The following is a 13486-nucleotide window of genomic DNA, read 5'->3' as shown; positions in this document are numbered from 1 at the left end:
TCGCCCGCGGGCGGGCCGAACGCCGCCACGCCGAAGAGCGCGGCGTCGCGGTCGATCGCCGCGGCGAAGCGGCGGGCGAGCTCGCGCGGCAGGCGCAGGCGGAGCGTCGTCCAGCGCGCGTCCTCCTCGAGCGCCTCGCGGGCCAGGCCGACGATCTCGCCCTGGACGCCGCCGGCGACGACGCGGCGCCGCGCGCGCCACGCGCCGTCCGGCGGCGGGGCGGACGCCGGGGCGCGGCGCATCGCGACGTCGCCGAGCTCGTCGCGCAGCCGCTTGCAGGTCTTCCCCTCCGCCGCGGCGACCCACTCCTCCTGCGCCGGCTCCGGGGGGAAGCGCCGCAGGAACATCCCCGCCAAGAGCACGAGCTTGGAGAAGCGGAGCGCCCCGCGGTCGTCGGCCTCGGCGAGGGCCGGGGACCACTCCGCCGCGCGCGCGGCGAGGACGAGGCGGAAGGCGGTCGGGCGCGACAGCCCGAGACGGGCCTCGGCGTAGTGGCCGAGGTCCGCGTAGCCGTGGGCGCGCCAGCGGCGGCGCTCGTTGAGCGCGGCGAGGAACTCGGCGAGGGCGCGCCGCAGCCCGTCCTCGAGGCGCGCGAGCCGGGCGAGGTCCGCGGCGGCGCGGGCGTCGTCGCGGCCGGCGCGCCCGAGGAACGCCGCCTCCTCGGCCAGCTCCGCGCGCGCCGCGGCGATCCGCGCCGCGTACCGCGCCTCCTCGGCCTCGTCGGTCGTCGGCGGCGCGTCGGGCGAGCCGAGCCTGCGGTGCCGCGCCCGGCGCTCGAGGCGGCGCTCATCCTCCGCGGTGGGGAGGAGGAAGCGGAGGCGCGGCGCGCGCCACCACGCGCCGCAGAGGGCCGCGCCGCGCTCGGCGGGGTCGGCCGCGCCGGCGCGTCCTTCGCTCTCCGCGCAGAGCGCCTCGACGAACGCCGTCGCCGGGACGTCGCGCCCCTCGACGCGGCGGTGGAGCTCGACGCCGACGGCGAACGCCGCGCGGGCCGCCCGCGGGACGTCGAGGCGGAAGCCGACGCGCGCCGCGTCGTCGCCGCCGTCGGGGCCGTCGTCCCAGGCCGCGGCCTCGTCCCGCGCGCCGCGCCGCGCCGCGCCGTCGTCCGGCCCCGCGACGGGCGGGAGCGGGACCGCGCCGTCCTCGCCCCGCGCGGCGAGCGCGGCGGCCTCGGCGTCGCGCAGCGCGCGGGTCGAGAGGCGGCGCGCGGCGGCGATCCAGGCCGCGAGCGTGGCCTCGTCGGCGACGCGCGCGACCTGCCGCGCGGCGAAGAGGCCGAGCGGGGGCGCGCCGTCGTCGCCGGCGAGCGCGGCGCCGAGCGCGGGCATCCGCTCCGCCGCGGCGCCGACCGCGGCGAGGTCCCGCAGCCAGCGCGCCGAGCGGCCGAGGTCCTCGCGGGCGTAGTCGGCGGCGTTCCTTCGCCCGCGTTCCTCCCAGAGCCGCCCCGCCCGGACCCGCGCCGCGGCGCGGGCCAGCGGCCGGTCGAGGCGGGCGAGGAGCCGCGCCGTTTCGGCCGCGAGGCGGTCGATGTCCGACCAGCAGGCGACGCCGACGTCGTCGGCCCGGCGGCGCCGGACCGCGTGCGCCTCGTGGAGCCGAACCTCCCGCTCCGTCGGCGGACGCCGCCCCGGCAGCCGGAACAGCCACGGCGGGTCCGACGGGCGGGGCTCCAGGATGGCCCCCGGGACCGCGGGATCCGCGGGGGCGGCAAAGGGCGCGCCGTCCGAAGCGGCGTCCTTCGAGCGCGGTGGTACCGCCGCGGCACGGCCGGCCGCGGGGCGGGGGCCGCCGCCGTCGTCGCGCGCGGCGGACGCCGCGCACGGAAAGGACGGGACCGCCGCCGCGGACGCGGCGGGCAGGTCGGACGACGGGATCGCGCCGGTGGCCATGGGCTCCCCCTTTTCGACGCGCCCATTAGCTCATTTTTTCGCCTTACTTGTCAAGTACGTTCGCCCTACTTGCGCCGATTTTCCAAAGACGCGTCCCCTCCGCGGAGGATGGGTCAACCCGAACGGGGGATCGGCTCTGGTCCGGCGCTCCGGGCCGGGGACGAGCGACCGACGGGGCGAGGGCCTTCCCCACAGTGAAGCCGAGACTGTTGCGGCGGCCGGGGCCCTCCGCGCGGAGAGCCCTCGGCCCCCGCCGGACGCCGCGGGAAGGCGATTCCGGTCCTTTCGCGCGCGGCTTCGAGACGCAAACGCCTACTGAGTCCGCAGGCCGTCCCCCGTGCAACAATCTCGGCTTCACCGTGCGCAGGTCGACGCGCCGCGCCGAGGCCCGGCCGACGAACCGGCGACCGGACTCATGCTCTTCGACTCTTCGGCGACAAAGCCACGTCGGCTGGAACCGCGCCCCGCGGCATCCGGCAAGCGCCGCCGCGTCTCAGTCGGCGCGCAGCTCGACCGTCGTCGTCTCCCCCGAGCGCACCACCACTTCGCGGGAGGCGAGGACCTCGGTTCGGACCGCCCGGACCAAGTACCGGCCCGGAGCGAGCGGCTGAACGAGCCTCTCGCCGCCCGAAGCGACCGGGCCGCCCAGCTTGCGGTTGCCCGCCATCCCGCAGGCCGAGGGGAAGGCCGTGAAGACAGGGTCGCCGGCGCCGTCGGCGCCAACGATGGCGTCCTTGCCGTCGCGGGCGACGAAGCGGATGCGGATCGCGCCGGGCGCCGGCAGCGCGATCGTCCTCGTCGCGCCCCCCTCGAGCCGCACGGCGAGAACCGCGCCCCCCGCCTTCTGCTCGCAGACGCGAAGCCGCACGTCGCTCTTCGCGCGAAGGACCCACGCGCCGTCGGCGCGCCGCGTCGCGCTCTGGTGGAGGTCGTCGCCTTCTTCGCTGCAGACGCCGACGTGGACCGGCTCGACGGCGGCGCCCGAGGGATCGACGAAGCGAAGGGCGAGCGTCCTCCCTTCGTCGAGCGCGATCGGCGGCGCGGTCGCGTCCGTCGCGCCGACCTCGATCGGCGGCACGACGACCGACGCGAGACCCTCCTTCGAAGCGACCAAGCGATAGGCGCCAGGCTCCACGGCGCAGATACGGAAACGCCCGTCGGGTCCGGAAAACGCCCCGCCGCCGCTCCGGCGGCGGTCGGCCCTCTTCGCCGCCACGTAGACGTCCGCGAGCGGCGCGCCGCCGGGACCGACCACGACGCCGACGACCGCGCCGGTCGGCGCGGCAAGCTCGAGCGCGGAGAGTCCCTTCTCCGGCACGTCGATCTGTCGCTCGAATCCGCCTCCCCCCGTCGCCAGGACCACCGCCGAGTAGCGGCCCGCCTGCGGCAACCGCACGACGAAGTTCCCTCCGTCGTCCGTCTTGACGTCGACGATGAAGCGGAGATCCTCGCGCATCCATCCAACGGTGGCCGACGTCGGCCGACCATCGACGAGCGCCCGACCGCGAACCTCGATCTTTCCCCGACCGTCGGCGGCAGGCGCTTCCGCGAACACCGTTCCAAAAGCGCACGCCAGCGCGACGCCGACGACAACCCATCGACCAAGCGACTTCAAACGCATCGTTCCCCCCTCCCCGGCGACGGCACGCCCCTGCGTTCGGCGCAGCATAACGCCGCCGTCCCTCGATCGGGGCCGAAGGGATGCGCGGCGCAGTCGAGGAGATGGTCGTTTCGCTGGAGCGCCCCGCCCGCCTCGACGTCGGCCGCCCGAATCAAGACGCACGGCGTCGCCCCGTCGGCGCCGGCGGCCTGTTCGCCCGCGCGGCCCCCGCGGTTCGGCGCAGCGCGCGTCCCGCGGCTCAGCGCAGAGCGGCGCGGCCCGCGGCGATCCCGGCCGAGATCGCGCCGGCCGCGAAGCCGAACGCCAGCAGGGCGGCGCCGGGGCCGAGCGGCAGCTCGCTGCCGAGCGCGGCGCGCAGGAAGACGCCGAACGGCGTCGCCCCCGCCCAGCCGACCGCCGTGCTGCGCGCGACGCCGACCGCGCCGAGCGCGACCGCCGCCCCGGCCCCGCCGAGAATGCCGCCCGACAGGAAGACCGGCGCGAGGACGAACGACGCCGGCGCCCCGACGAGGCGCAGCAGCTTCACTTCGTCCAGCTTGTCGTCGAGCGCCAGCCGCACCACCGCGCCGACCGTGACGAGCGCCGCGAACATCAGCGCCGCCGAGCCGATAAGCGCGAAGAGGCGCAGCCCCTCGCCGACGCGCGAGAGCCCCTCGATCCATTCCCGGTCGTAGCGCACCGAGATCGCCGCCGGATGGGCCCGCGCCGCGCGGACGAGCGAGGCCACCGCCGCCGGATCGGCCTTGCGCACCGTCGCGCGCAGCGAGGCCGGCAGCGGGTTGTCGCCGAGCAACTGCCGCACATCGCCCAGGTCGGGATAGAGCTTCACGAACTCGGCGAGCGCCTGGTCGGGCGAGATCCGCTCGACCCGCTCCACCGTCGGATCGCGCTTCAACAGCGCCTCGAGCGAGGCGACGTCGTCCGGCGCCGCGGTCGGGCGGAGATAGACCTCGACCGGCGAGTCGGCGACCAGCCGACCGTAGAACTCCTTCGCCCCGCGGGCGAGAAGCGTGAACCCCGCGAGGACGGTCACCGCCACGGCCATCGTCAGCACCGCGAGCAGCGCGAAGAGCGGCCGCCGCAGCACGTCGACGAAGGCGTTGCGCACCGCCTCGACGATCCCACGCCAGACGCGGCTCATCGCGGCCTCCCCGCGGCGCCTTCCCAGAGGCGGCCGCCGGAGAGGTGCAGCGAGCGCACCCCCGCCTTCTCGATCAGCGCGACGTCGTGCGTGGCCAGGATCACCGTCGTCCCCCGGGCGTGGATCTCGCGCAGGAATCCGAGGATCTCCAGCGAGAGGGTGAGGTCGAGGTTGCCGGTCGGCTCGTCGGCCAGGAGAAGCCGCGGCTCCGGCGCGAGGGCGCGGGCGATCGCCACCCGCTGCTGCTCGCCGCCGGAGAGCTCGAGCGGGAAGGCGTCGGCGCGCCGCTGCAGCCCGACCCACTCCAACACGCGGCGCGTCCGGTCGCGCCGCCGCTCGTTCGACCAGCCGAGCGCGCGCAGCACGAGCCCGATGTTCTCGGCGACCGTCCGCCGCGGCAGGAGGCGGAAGTCCTGGAAGACGACGCCGATCTTCCGCCGCACGTGCGGGATGTCCCGCCACGAGATATGCGCGAGGTCGCGTCCCTCGAACGAGACCGTCCCGGTCGTCGGCACGATCTCGCGATACATCATCTGCAGCAGCGTCGTCTTCCCCGCGCCGGAGGGTCCGGTCACGGTGACGAACTCGCCCGGCCGCACGCGGAACGAGACGTCGAACAACGCCGCCGGCCGCCCGTCGTACCGCTTGGTCACGTGGTCGAAAACGATCATCGGCTTCCGTCCAAGAGGCGCTCCAGAACCTCGCGCGCCGCGCGCGGCGAGGCGCCGCGCAGTCCCTTCACCACTTCGCCGACGAAGAAGCCGACGAGCGCGCTCTTCCCGGCGCGGCAGCGCTCCGCCTCCGCCGGGTGCGCGGCCAGCGCGGCCGCCGCGGCCGCCTCGAGCGCCGCCGGATCGACGAGCGCCGCGAGGCCGCGCGCCGCGACGACCTCCGCGGGATCGGCGCCGTCCCACGCGGCGTCGAAGACCTCCTTCGCCGCCGGTCCGGTCAGCGTCCCGTCGGCCGCCATCCTGACGATCGCCCCCAGGCGCTCGGGCGGCAGCGGGCACGCGTCGGCGCCGCGCCTCTCGGCGTTGAGCCGGCCGAGCAGTTCGGTCAGCGTCCAGTTCGCCGCCGCGCGCGGGCGCCCCGACGCCGCCGCGGCCCGCTCGAAGTAGTCGGCGAGCGGCGGTTCGAGCGCCAGCCGCTCCGCGTCGGCCGCGGTCAGCCCGAACTCCGCCGCGTAGCGATCCCGCCGCGCGTCGGGCGGCTCGGGCATCGCCTCCGCCGCCTCGGCGAAGAGCGCGTCGTCGATCGCCAGCTCCGGCAGGTCGGGCTCGGGGAAGTAGCGATAGTCGCGGTCCTCTTCCTTCGAGCGCATCGGCCGCGTCGCGCCGCGCGCCTCGTCCCAGAGGCGCGTCTCCTGCGCGACCGTCCCGCCCGCCGCGAGCAGCGCCGACTGCCGCTCGAACTCGTGCGCCAGCGCCCGCCGCACCGCGCGGAACGAGTTGAGGTTCTTCACCTCGACCCGCGTCCCCCACGGTGCGTCCTCCTCGTGGACCGAGACGTTGACGTCGCAGCGGAGCGTGCCGTTCTCCATGTCGGCCGCCGAGACGCCGGTCGCGCGCAGCGCCGCGCGCAGCCGTTCGAGGAACCGCTGCGCCGTCTCCGGATCGGCCTCGCGCGCCTCGCTCACGATCTCGACCAAAGGGGCGCCGCAGCGGTTGAGGTCGATGCCGGTGACATCGTCGCCGAGCCCCTCGTGGACCGACTTCCCCGCGTCCTCTTCGACGTGCAGCCGGCGCAACGGCCAGTGTTCGACCGGCCCGCCGGCCGGCTCGACCCGCACGGCGCCGCCGAGCGCCAGCGGACGCTCGAACTGGCTGATCTGGTATCCCTTCGGAAGGTCGGGGTAGAAGTAGTTTTTGCGAGCCCACGTCGAGCGGCGGCGCAGGTCCGCGCCGACGGCGAGGGCGAAACGCGCGGCGAGGCGGACCGCCTCGCGGTTCGGGACCGGAAGCGCGCCGGGAAGGCCGAGGCAGACCGGGCAGACGCGGCTGTTCGGCTCGCCGCCGTGCTCGTTCGGACAGGCGCAGAAGAGCTTCGTCCGCGTCCGGAGTTGGGCGTGAACCTCGAGACCGATCACCGCCCGCAGCCGACCCACCCCCGCTCGCCTCCACGAAGAAGCCGAGGATAGCACGGCGGCCCGCGGGGCCCGGAAACGTGACGATCCAGTGACAACGCGCCGCGGGGGGCGCGCCGACGCGCGCAGTGCGGCAGACTTGCGTCCGCGGATTTGCTATCGTTCGCCGCGGAGCGCGGAGGGCGCGCAATGGAAGAGCGACGGATCGCGCTGGTCGAGGACGACGCCGACATCGCCGACGTGCTGCGCTACAACCTGCAGCGCGAAGGGTTCGACGTCGAGGTCCACGGCCGCGGAGACACCGCGCTGACGGCGATCCGCAGACGCCCGCCGGACCTTCTTCTCCTCGACCTGATGCTCCCGGGGCTCGACGGTCTCGAACTCTGCCGGCTCCTCAAGCGCGACCAAAAGACGGCCGCCGTTCCGGTGATCATGCTCACCGCGCGCGGCGACGAGACCGACCGGATCGTCGGGCTCGAACTCGGCGCCGACGACTACATCCCCAAGCCGTTCAATCCGCGCGAGGTCGTGCTCCGGGTCCGCGCCGTGCTCCGCCGCGGGCAGCCGAGCGACGAGGCCTCCGCCCCGATCCTCGTCGCGGGCACGATCCGCCTCGTGCCCGACGCCTTCCGGCTGGAGATCGGCGGGGAAGAAGTCCCGCTGACCGCCACGGAGTTTCGGCTGCTCCATTTCCTGATGGCCCGCGCGGACCGCGTCCAGACGCGGGACACCCTGCTCACCGAGGTTTGGGGCTACTCGGAGGGAGTGGACAGCCGCACGGTGGACACGCACGTCCGGCGGCTGCGCCGGAAATTGGGTCCGGAAGCGGCGCGCATCGAGACGCTCGTCGGAATCGGCTATCGTTTCCGCGCCTGAATCCCGTTCTTCTCCCCATTCACCCACACTTCATACGGGCGTAACCGCGGCGTCACCCGTATTAGCTTAGATTGCCGCGTGGTGCTGCGACGCCGGAGGGACAGCCCTCGACGGCCGCACCCCCTTTCGAGATGGAGAAAGCGATGCGCACGTACACCAAGTTCCTCGTGGCCGCGCTGGCCTGCGGCGCCGCGTTGGCGGGCCAGGCGACGGCGCAGGAAACGAAGCCCGGAGTCGTCATCTGGGGCCGCGTCTTCGCCGACGCGACCTACAAGTCGGTCAAGGACGACGCCACCGGCATCAAGACCACCGACAGCGGAACCGGGGTAGACGTCAAGCGGTTCTATCTCGGCGCCACCGACACCTTCGACGGCAACTGGTCGGCCGCGATCACGCTCGACATCGGCGACAAGGGGAACATCGTCAAGTGCACCGGCGCCGGCGTGGGCTGCAGCGGCGGCGACAACAAGCGGTACGACGTCTTCGTGAAGAACGCCTACGTCCAGTACAAGGTCAACGACGCCGCGGTCTTCCGCCTCGGCGCGGCGACGCTCCCCTGGATCGGCTACGAAGAAGAGAACATGTGGAACCTCCGCTACGTCGAGGTTCCGTCGAACGACCGCGCCGGCATCGGCTACTCGGCCGACTGGGGCTTCCACTTCCTCGGCAAGGCGGCGGGCGGCGTCGTCAACTACGCGCTCTCGGCGACCAACGGCCGCGGCTTCTCGGACACGACCCGCAGCAAGCGGGTGGACTTCGAAGGCCGCCTCGGCTTCACGCCGGTCAAGGGGTTCAACGTCGCGATCGGCGGGTACAGCGGCAAGCGCGGCCTCGACACCGAGCCGCAGACGACGACCGGATCCTCGCCGGCGCTCAACACCGCCACGCGCATCAATCTGCTGGCCAGCTACTCCACCAGCAAGTTCGGGATCTGCGGCCAGTGGTTCAGCGCGAAGAACTGGAACAACGTGACGACGGTGCTCGAGGACAAGACCGACGGCTACGCCGCCTGGGCGCGCTACGAGTTCACCCCCGAGTACATGATCTTCGGCCGGGTCGATTCGGTGAAGCCGCACAAGGACCTCTTCCCCGACGTCAAGGACGTCTACTACAACATCGGCGTCCAGCGGAAGTTCTCGAAGACGATCAGCGGCGCGATCGTCTACAAGGGCGGGAAGGTGGACAACTCCTCGACGCTCGGCACGACGACCGACTACGTCGCCTACAACGCCGGCAACTACACCGCCAACTCCTACAACCCCGCGTCGCAGGTCAAGTACAGCGAGATCGGCGTCTACACCCTCTTCAACTTCTGACCCCCCGGCAGGGGCTTCGGGCGGGCGGTCCGCGCGGCGGGCCGCCCGCCCTTCTTTTGTCCGCGGCCGCCCCGGACGCGGTCGTCACACGTTCGTCGCAGGCGTGACCAACCGCCGTCGCAGCGCGGGCGGACCCTCACGGTGCGGACCGATCCACGAAGGACGCCGTCCGCATGGAGGGTGAACGCAGATGAGCTTCCGTCACGCGGTCGTCGCCGCCGCCGCCCTGGGCCTGGCCGTTCCGGCCTTCGCCCAGGCGGTCAAGGTGGATCCGAAGATCCCCGCCTACAAGAAGGTCGCCGGCGTCTCCGGCTCGATCAGCTCCGTCGGTTCCGACACGCTCAACAACGTGATGACGATGTGGGCGGAAGAGTTCGTCAAGCTCTACCCGAACGTCAAGCCGCAGATCGAGGGGAAAGGCTCCTCGACCGCCCCGCCGGCGCTGATCGCCGGCGCCGCGCAGCTCGGCCCGATGAGCCGCGAGATGAAGGCGGGCGAGATCGACGAGTTCGAAAAGAAGTTCGGCTACAAGCCGACCAAGATCGCCGTGGCGATCGACGGCCTGGCCGTCTACGTCAACAAGGACAACCCGATCACGCAGCTCACGATGGCCCAGGTGGACGCGGTCTTCTCCAAGGGCCGCGCCTGCGGCGCGCCGAAGGAGATCGCCCGCTGGAGCGAGCTCGGCCTGACCGGCGCGTGGGCCGACAAGCCGATCAGCCTCTACGGCCGCAACTCCGCCTCCGGCACCTACGGCTACTTCAAGGAGCACGCGCTCTGCAAGGGGGACTACAAGGACACGGTGAAGGAGCAGCCCGGCTCCGCGGCCGTCGTGCAGGGCGTGACCGCCGACCGCTTCGGCATCGGCTACAGCGGCATCGGCTACAAGACCTCCGGCGTCCGCGCCGTCCCGCTCGCCCGAAAGGACGGCGAGGCGGCGGTGACCGACGAGCCGGCGAACGTCTACAGCGGCAAGTACCCGCTGGCCCGCAAGCTCTACGTCTACGTCAACAAGGCCCCCGGCAAGGGGCTCGACCCGCTGGTCAAGGAGTTCATGACCTTCGTCCTCTCCAAGGCCGGCCAAGGGGTCGTCGTCAAGGACGGCTACCTGCCGCTCCCCGCGACGATGGCCGCCGAAGAACTGGCCAAGCTCAACTAGTCCTCCTCCTCCACACGGCGCGGGCGGGCCGCGCGGCCCGCGGTCCCGCCCGCCTCTTTTTCAAGGCCTCGCGATGAGCCACTCCGATCAAGCCCCGACCACGCAGCCCGCCGCCACCTCGCGGCGCCGGCGGCTCGCCGACCGCTTCGGCCGGGCCGCGGTCGCCGCGGGCGGACTGGCGATCATCGCCGGCGTCATGGGGATCTTGGTCTTCATCCTCGTCGAAACGGCGCCGCTGGTCCGCGGCGCCCGCGTCGTGCCCGACGTTTCGCGCGCCGACGCGGCGCTGGGCGACGGTCCGCTCGTCGCCGACGAGAAGCGCGACGCGGCGGCCTTCCTCGCCGCCGACGGCACGCTGCGCGCGTTCGACTGGGCGGGCGGCCCGTCGCGCGAGATCGCGCCGACCGCGGCGAAGAACGCCGGCGCGGCGCTCGTCGCGACGACGAGCCTCTCCGGCGGCCCCGGCTTCGTCGCCGCCACGAGCGACGGCCGCGCGTTCCTCGCGCGCCTCGTTTGGCGAACGGCGCCGCAGGGAGCGTCGGCCCCCGCGATCGCCGCCGAAGCGTTGCTTGAAATCGATCCGAGCCGCCGCCCCGCCGCGCTCGTCGCCGGCGCGCTGGCCGACGACGGCGGCGCGACGGCGGCCGCGATGCTTGCGGACGGCCATCTGGTCGTTCTGCGCCGGGCGGTCGAGAAGAACGAAATCACCGGCGAATCGTCGGCCGCGGAAGCGCGGCTCGACCTCGGCGCGCCGGGGCGCGTCGCCGCCCTCGCGCTCGCGGGGGACGGCAAGCGCCTCTTCGTCGGCGGCGACGACGGCACGCTCCGCTGCTACGCGCTCGGCGACTTCACGGCGACCCCCGCCGACGCGTCGGGCCCCGCCCAGACGGCCGCGCCGGAAACCGCGGCCGCGCCGCCGATCGAGTCGCGCGTCTCGAACGCGCCGATCGCCGCGGCCGCGCGGCCGCTCGAGGCGCGCGTCTCGGAAGCGCCGATCACCGCGCTCGCGCCGCTCCTCGGCGACCGCGCAATCGTCGTCGGGCAGGCGGACGGCGCGCTCACGGTCTGGCAGACGGCGCGCGGCGACGACGGCGCCCCGCGCCTCGTCGAAATCCACCGCTTCCCCAAGCGGCGCGCCGCGGTGCGCGCGATCGCCGCTTCGCCGCGGCAGCACGGCTTCTTCGCCCTCGACGCCGCGGGCGGTCTGGGGCTGTTCCACTCGACCTCGGAGCGGACGCTCTGGACCGGCCAGGCCGCGATCCCCGCGCCGCGGTCGCTCGCCTTCGCGCCGAAGTCGGACGGCCTCTTCGTCGCCGGCGGCGGACGCGCCGCCGACTACGCCGTGGACAACCCGCATCCCGAGGTCGGCTTCAAGGCGCTCTTCGGCAAGGTCTGGTACGAGGGATACGACAAGCCGGACTACGTCTGGCAGTCCTCCTCCGGCGCCGACGACTTCGAGCCGAAGCTCAGCCTGACGCCGCTCCTCTTCGGCACGCTCAAGGGAACGTTCTACTCGCTGATCCTCGCCGTCCCGATCGGCGTCCTCGGCGCGATGTACGCCTCGCAGTTCATGCACCACAGGATCAAGAAGTACGTCAAGCCGGTGGTGGAGATCATGGCCGCGCTGCCGAGCGTCGTCCTCGGCTTCCTCGCCGGGCTCTGGCTCGCGCCGCGGCTCGAGTCGGGCTTCTCCGGCGCGCTGCTGATGTTCCTCTTCGTGCCGCTCGCCGCCGTCGCCGCGGGGCGGCTCTACGATCGGCTGCCCGCGGAGGCGCGGCGCCGGCTTCCCTCGGGAACCGAGGCGCTCGTCGCCGTCTTCTTCCTCGCCGCGGGGGTCTGGTGCTCGGTCGAGCTCGGCCCCGCGGTCGAGCGGCTCTTCTTCGGCGGCCGCTTCCCCGGCTGGCTGCTCTCGACCTTCGGCGCGACGTACGACCAGCGGAACGCCGTCGTCGTCGGCCTCGCGATGGGGTTCGCGGTGATCCCGATCATCTTCTCCGTCGCCGAGGAGGCGTTCTCCAACGTGCCGAAGGGGCTCGTCGCCGGATCGCTCGCCCTCGGCGCCAGCCGCTGGCAGACGGTGACGAAGGTCGTCCTCCCCTCGGCCAGCCCCGGCATCTTCTCCGCGATCATGATCGGCTTCGGCCGCGCGGTCGGGGAGACGATGATCGTGCTGATGGCGACCGGGAACACGCCGATCATGTCGCTCTCGCCGTTCAACGGCTTCCGCACCCTCTCCGCCAACATCGCGGTGGAAGTCCCCGAGGCGCCGCTCGGCGGCACGCTCTACCGCACGCTCTTCCTCGCCGGGCTGCTCCTCTTCGCCCTCACCTTCGCGGTCAACACCGCCGCCGAGTTGGTGCGCCAGCGGCTGCGCAACCGCTTCTCGAACCTATGAGCGGAACGATGGACAAGGAACGTCGGGCGGCGCGCCGCCGCGACCGCCTGGGGCGCGACCTCACGGCCCTCTCCGCCGGCGCGCTCGGCCTCTGCCTGCTGCTGGTCGCGGGGCTGCTCGGCCTGCTCGCCGAAGAGGGGCTGGGCTACTTCTGGCCGCGTCCGGTGGAGCGGTTCGCGCTCAAGGACGGCACGGCCACGCTCGGCGAGGCGGTGGCGCGCGAGGCGATTCCCGGCGAGAAGACGCGCTTCCGCGTCCAGATCAAGCGCGGCGACCGCGACTTCGACGGCGCCGACTTCGTCTGGATCGACGAGGACCAGATCGTCTCCCGCACGCGGCCCGCGGACGCCGTGCTGCTCGAACGGAGCGAGTGGGGGCCGTTCTACGGGCGCCTCTCCGCGCTGCGGCGCGGCGACGAGACGATCGCCGAAGGGCAGAACGCGGTCCTCGCCGCCTTCCCCGCCCTTTGGCGGGAGAAGAAGCGCGCCGCGGCCGAACTGCGCTCGCTCGAGCGCGGGCCGGTCGGCGCGATCAACGCCGAGATCGAGCGGCTGAACCTCTCCCGGCGCGCCCCCGCCCTGGCGCGCCTCGCCCCCGCGGAGCGGGATCGCCGGCTGCGGGAAATCGACGCGCAGGTCGCCGCGCGCAAGGGCGAGTACGACCGGCTGGCCGAGCGGCTCGCCGCGCAGCGGGTCGAGCTGAACAAGGAGACGCTGGTCCTCGAGGCGGAGGGGGGCGCGACGAAGGAGATGCCGGTCGCGAACGTCGTCCGTCTCGTCCGGCCCAACGTTCTCACGTTCGGCGGCAAGCTGCGGCTCTACGGCTCGCGGCTCCGGGAGTTCGTGGCCGGGGAGCCGCGCGAGTCGAACACCGAGGGCGGCGTCTTCCCCGCGCTGTTCGGCACGGTGATGATGGTCTTCCTGATGACCTTCGTCGTCAGCCCGCTCGGCGCGCTCGCCGCGGTCTACCTGCGCGAGTACGCCAAGCAGGGGCCGCTGGTCCGCGC

10 protein-coding genes are annotated in these 13486 nt (G+C 73.6%); 5 read left to right on the top strand and 5 right to left on the bottom strand.

From position 1 onward, the window contains the following. From LLG88_09000 to gatB, 5 genes are all read right to left on the bottom strand, one after another. On the bottom strand, positions 1 to 1889 hold a 1889-nt coding region (locus tag LLG88_09000; GenBank protein MCE5247037.1), incomplete at its 3' end, for a hypothetical protein. Positions 1890 to 2382: 493 nt separating this feature from the next. Further along, complete coding sequence (locus LLG88_08995; protein MCE5247036.1) at positions 2383 to 3345, bottom strand: carboxypeptidase-like regulatory domain-containing protein; 963 nt, start codon at positions 3343 to 3345, stop codon at positions 2383 to 2385. A 403-nt stretch (positions 3346 to 3748) separates the two neighbouring features. After that, positions 3749 to 4651, bottom strand: a complete 903-nt coding sequence (locus LLG88_08990) for a permease-like cell division protein FtsX (protein MCE5247035.1) — start codon at positions 4649 to 4651, stop codon at positions 3749 to 3751. Continuing rightward, a complete protein-coding gene (gene ftsE / locus LLG88_08985; protein MCE5247034.1) occupies positions 4648 to 5322 on the bottom strand; it encodes a cell division ATP-binding protein FtsE in 675 nt (224 codons plus the stop codon). Before ftsE ends, LLG88_08990 begins: the two co-directional genes overlap by 4 nt. After that, on the bottom strand, positions 5319 to 6755 hold the full coding sequence (gene gatB / locus LLG88_08980) for an Asp-tRNA(Asn)/Glu-tRNA(Gln) amidotransferase subunit GatB (protein ID MCE5247033.1): 1437 nt from the start codon (positions 6753 to 6755) through the stop codon (positions 5319 to 5321). The genes ftsE and gatB overlap by 4 nt, the downstream gene beginning before the upstream one ends. A gap of 168 nt (positions 6756 to 6923) precedes the next feature. Between gatB and LLG88_08975 the strand changes: the two genes are divergently transcribed. The 5 genes from LLG88_08975 to LLG88_08955 form a co-directional block, all read left to right on the top strand. Further along, complete coding sequence (locus LLG88_08975) at positions 6924 to 7610, top strand: response regulator (protein ID MCE5247032.1); 687 nt, start codon at positions 6924 to 6926, stop codon at positions 7608 to 7610. Positions 7611 to 7753: 143 nt separating this feature from the next. Continuing rightward, positions 7754 to 8926, top strand: coding sequence for a carbohydrate porin (locus tag LLG88_08970; protein ID MCE5247031.1), 1173 nt, complete (start codon positions 7754 to 7756; stop codon positions 8924 to 8926). Between the two features lie 190 nt (positions 8927 to 9116). After that, positions 9117 to 10085, top strand: a complete 969-nt coding sequence (locus tag LLG88_08965) for a PstS family phosphate ABC transporter substrate-binding protein (GenBank protein MCE5247030.1) — start codon at positions 9117 to 9119, stop codon at positions 10083 to 10085. Between the two features lie 73 nt (positions 10086 to 10158). Further along, positions 10159 to 12480, top strand: coding sequence for an ABC transporter permease subunit (locus tag LLG88_08960; protein ID MCE5247029.1), 2322 nt, complete (start codon positions 10159 to 10161; stop codon positions 12478 to 12480). An 8-nt stretch (positions 12481 to 12488) separates the two neighbouring features. Next, a partial coding sequence (locus LLG88_08955; protein ID MCE5247028.1) for a phosphate ABC transporter, permease protein PstA occupies positions 12489 to 13486 on the top strand: 998 nt, incomplete at its 3' end.

The sequence above is a fragment of the bacterium genome, from assembly GCA_021372775.1.
Taxonomy (GTDB): domain Bacteria; phylum Acidobacteriota; class Polarisedimenticolia; order J045; family J045; genus JAJFTU01.
This window is presented reverse-complemented; position numbering and strand designations above follow the sequence as displayed.